The sequence below is a fragment of the Pleurocapsa sp. CCALA 161 genome (genome assembly GCF_003003995.1).
In the GTDB taxonomy this organism is placed as follows: domain Bacteria; phylum Cyanobacteriota; class Cyanobacteriia; order Cyanobacteriales; family Xenococcaceae; genus Waterburya.
This window is the reverse complement of sequence record NZ_PVWF01000215.1, coordinates 1-4,489: the sequence shown is the minus strand read 5'-3', so window position 1 is coordinate 4,489 and position 4,489 is coordinate 1. Positions and strand designations below refer to the sequence as shown.

The following is a 4,489-nucleotide window of genomic DNA, read 5'->3' as shown; positions in this document are numbered from 1 at the left end:
TACTCAACATATTCGCGCCTCTCTCAAAACAGGGGATATCCTCAACACTAGCGTCAAAGAAGTACGTAGAATATTAGAATGCGATCGCGTCGTGGTCTACAGCATGAACTCAGATAATCATGGCATGATTGTCGCCGAGTCTGTAGCTCCTGGCTGGACAAGAGCAAAGGGTAAAGTAATTAACGATCCATGTTTTGAAAGTAGATATCTCGACAAGTATCGCAACGGTAGGGTTAGAGCTTGGGGTAATATCTATGAAGCAGGAATGACCAAATGCTACATTGAACAGCTAGAACAGCTAGAGGTTAAAGCCAACCTAGTTACGCCTATTATTAATGAAGGAAAACTATTTGGTTTATTAGTGGCACACCAATGTTCTGACTTCCGCCAATGGCAACATCCTGAGATTCGCTGGGTAACACAGATTGCTACTCAGGTTGGTTTTGCCCTCGATAACGCCAAACTCCTCGAACAGCTTCAAGAAGCTAATCAAAAAAGCGATCGGGTATCCGATCAGCAACATGAGCAAACAGAAGCTCTCAAGCATCAAGTAGTTGAAATACTCTCTGATAAGGTCGACGCTTATCAAACTCTGTCTCAAGAAGCTATGCGTCAATCTGAGACTACGATTAATGTTTTACATCAAATTCAAAAGGTTGCAGATTCATTTAGTGGTATAGCCTTAAATGTTCAACAGGTCAAATTCCAAGAGCAGCAAAATGACCTAGCAGTACAAGGTACTCAAGAAAGTTTAGATCGTGCTGTCAATAGCATTTCCAATATTCAACACACAGTTCAAAATGTGGCGGTTGGCTTTGATAAGATTAGCCATTCTTCCCAAAAGCTGGCTGAGGCAGTCAATACGATCAAGGATTTGAGTAAGCAGTTGGTTCAACAGTCTATGAGCATAACTAGATCTATAAATCGTAGTCAGATTGAAGAAAGTAGTCAAAACTCGATTATCGATTTATCTGATACTCTTTTCTCTTTGATGCAGCAGTTATTTGAAGCTACAGCCAAAGTTGAACCCTTGTTTGCCAATATTAAAGCCGAAGTAAGGGAAAAAACAATTGCTCTTGATTCAGGAACACAGCAGTTAATTAGTGGAATTGGAGAATTTCAAACAGTTCGCCAAAAGCTAGAACGGGTTGTTGCTCTAAATCATAAGATGAATACTCTCATTGAAAACATTGCTAAATCGGTAGAAAATCAAACCCAAAGTTCAGCATTCGCTAAAGACTCTGTGCAGGAAGTAGCTAGTATTGCCGAGCGAATTTCAGCACAGTCTATGACCATAACTCAGTCTTTCAATCAATTAGTAGTATTAGTACAAAAACTTTAATCGAAATAATAGACATCTTGCACGAATCAGGCGATCGCTAAATCAAGCCCAGGATTATACAAACCAGCAATAATACCATTTATCAAAAGAATATTTTAACTAAGAGACTTTAATGGCATTTATTGCAGAATCCAAACCAAAAAAGCGTTGGTGAATAGAGGTATGATTTTAAAATTCAATAGCTCTGAGCTTCAGAGCCATTAGCTATTAGCTTAAGTTTATCTCGGGGTATCGTTCACTTTACAATTAGTGGGGGATTGTACCCACCACTAATTGAAGACCATCAAATCTTCGATTTGATGGGGGCCCTTTTACCCAATTAGCGTATAGCTAAAAGCTAAAAGCTTTTTTGATAATGCGATCGCTCAAGACAAACGTCTATTTGACATTTAAGACAATCGCTTTAGGGACGAACAGAAATACTTTGTACGACATAAAATCAGCAACGCCCCAAACTTGTCCTAACCAATTAACGTACTGCGATTACTATAAGGTCATCGGCGCAACAGGTTCGATATCAGGATTAGTACCGCCTACCTGATTGGTTCGCAGCATCCATGCTTGACCACCCTGCTTGAGAAATATTTCTACTACCTCATCACTAGTTAAACGAGGTAAAAGAGTACGCCAAGTAATTAAACCACGGATTAGGTTCTGCACGGGGTTATCTTCTAAAGTACTGCCTAATACTTCAGCATGGTTTTTCCAGTCGGCGCGTGCCGTTCCCCAGGGTAATAGTAGATGTTTGAAGTCTTCGGTTAACTGTTCTAACTGTTCCAATCGGTACAACTGTTCGGGATGTTCTTGTTTCCACTCCTCGACATTGGGATTAGAACGAATCGATCGCGATATTTGTCTCAACGCAGCATATAAGGCTTGATTGGCATCCTGGACACAGTTGTATGCAGGTCCGACAAAAGTACCTCCTGTCCCGTCGCCAATACGATAACGAGCAGCCATAACTTCTAGCTGGTGAACCACTCGATTTAAAGGAGAGTGCGATCCTCTATTTGTTTCATAATCACCCGTAAATTCGTCTAATTCAATTATGATGTCGCATACAGGACGTAATCCCAACCAGCCCAACTGGCGATCGCCCAGGTAACGCGACCAGTGTAGGCTACCTGCAATCAGTCCTTCAGAATTTTGAGTATAGACTTGATGGTAAACAATTTCAAACCGTAGTTCGCCCGTTAGTGGTTCGCGCACTACAGTAGCAGTTCCGTAGGCGAAGTGACCGAAGTAGAGGGGAGTTTTCGCTGCGGGTTCGGTTTTATTACCACCAATTCCTCCATAGGTATGAATCAATAACGCTCGTTTACCTTCAACCCAAGAGTTTCTGGCTTGAGTTGTTCTTGGATTGAGCAAAACCGAGTTTACCTTACCTTTTTTTGCAGTTAGATTACCCCAAGCTTCTTTCTTTAAATACTTTTTAATCGGCTTGCGTCCTGTAATTATCCGCTCTGGTTCGACCTGTAATAGCTTACGGGGTGCTAAAGCCCGAACGATAAATTTTCCCGACTCATCCTGTGCGCCATAAATATACCATCCTGTCTCGTTTAGAGGAGATTGTTCGATGTTTTTTGTCGTAGACGGACAGGTATTATTGCGATTAGGGACTACATTCGGCATTCTGACAGTTTCTTCTATCCCATCAAATCGTCCTGAAGCCAGATTGTAGTGAACCACCCTAAACAGATCGCTTTTGGGGATTGGTTCTAAGAATCTTACTAAAGCATAGTATCGTCCCGTAATTTGTACTGGCTCATGAGAGATATATATGATGTATTGGGCAATTTCATCTTCTTCTGTCTGCGCGATCGCTGGTTCGGATAACATTACCATTAAATCGTCTACGGGATGCGAACCTGCCAAAGACTCTAGGGGATTAACTAGTTGCCAGTGATTGAGCCGAGTTGGATGAACGTTACCCTGTCTGACACTATACTCGGCTTGGGGACTAAAATGAACATCTTTAGTTACGGCTTGAACGTAGGCGCGGGTTTCTGGTTCGTCATTAAGACGCAGCATTACCACTTGTCCGACTAGATGTTTATATTCTTCAGGAGCATGATGAACTTCAAACAACAGTCCCTTAACTGCTATGCGCCGATCTTTTGCAGGTAGAATTAACCGACCCATCCAAGGCGCGATCGCCCTATAATATTCTGGAGACAGAGATTGATGAATCGGGTAAGCTTCTGGGCAATTGAAGTTTGAAGAGCGAAACCGTTCGTAATCGCTGAGTTTTTTTCGAGTTGTGCTATCTTCTTGTTTGGCAGTACCCTGTATAATCCCCACGATCCAATCGATAGTTTGCTGTAGGTGGGTACGTCCGTTAGGTAAACGCTGTTCGGGGTCCATGATTCCCCCTGGAACTTGATGACCAACCGGTCCTAAAGAAATTAAACTTACTTTCCCCATGCGCTTGGCACGATTCCAGTAAGATAGGAAAAACACAGCCCAGCGTCTGGGAAACATTACTGGACCAATACGCTCGACTACATCTTTCTCACCAGATAAATGATAGAGATGCTCTAGTCTTAAAAGATTTACGTTACCACTGATAACCCCACCCAAGGAAATTACATCAATGGGTGCATTTAATGCACTTCGTAGATATGGGGCTGCTGCTACTGCCATTTGTCCGCCACCACTAAAACCAATTAGGGTAATTGGTGTTCTACGTTCTGGCTGATAACCTCGTTGCATCAGGGCTTGATACATCAGTCGCGCAATTCCAAAGTTGTAAATAGGACCGTAGCGTCTATCGGCAGAAACCGCCACGATTAGAGCGTTGCGAACGTTGACAATTAAACCGAACAAGCTAGCTGGATTTTTGAACCTAAATGAATCAGCTATACGCCAAAGGAAGGATAGGGGACGATTGGCTGTTAGTGGTTTATCGCGAACTGAATAAACCATAATTTCTTTAATCAACTCAACATCTTCTGGTAGGGCGGGTTCTAAAGCGTCAAAAAAATCTTGAATATCTGGCGTATGTACGAACTTAGACTGGCTGATGCCATCGAGATAAATTACATAACGACTAGTTTTTAACTGTGCTGTCGGCTGTATTTCTTCTGAAGAGCTACTTGGAGAGAGATCCTCATACCAACCAGCCCACCAGCTTAAAGTTTCTAAAGG

2 protein-coding genes are annotated in these 4,489 nt (G+C 42.3%); one reads left to right on the top strand and one right to left on the bottom strand.

Going from position 1 to position 4,489, the window contains the following annotated elements; translation table 11 throughout:
* On the top strand, positions 1 to 1,342 hold a 1,342-nt coding region (locus C7B62_RS24625; protein ID WP_146132213.1), incomplete at its 5' end, for a GAF domain-containing protein.
* Between the two features lie 486 nt (positions 1,343 to 1,828).
* On the opposite strand, the gene C7B62_RS24620 is transcribed toward C7B62_RS24625, so the two are convergent.
* The coding region (locus tag C7B62_RS24620; protein WP_106243989.1) for a CAAX protease at positions 1,829 to 4,489 on the bottom strand (2,661 nt) is incomplete at its 5' end.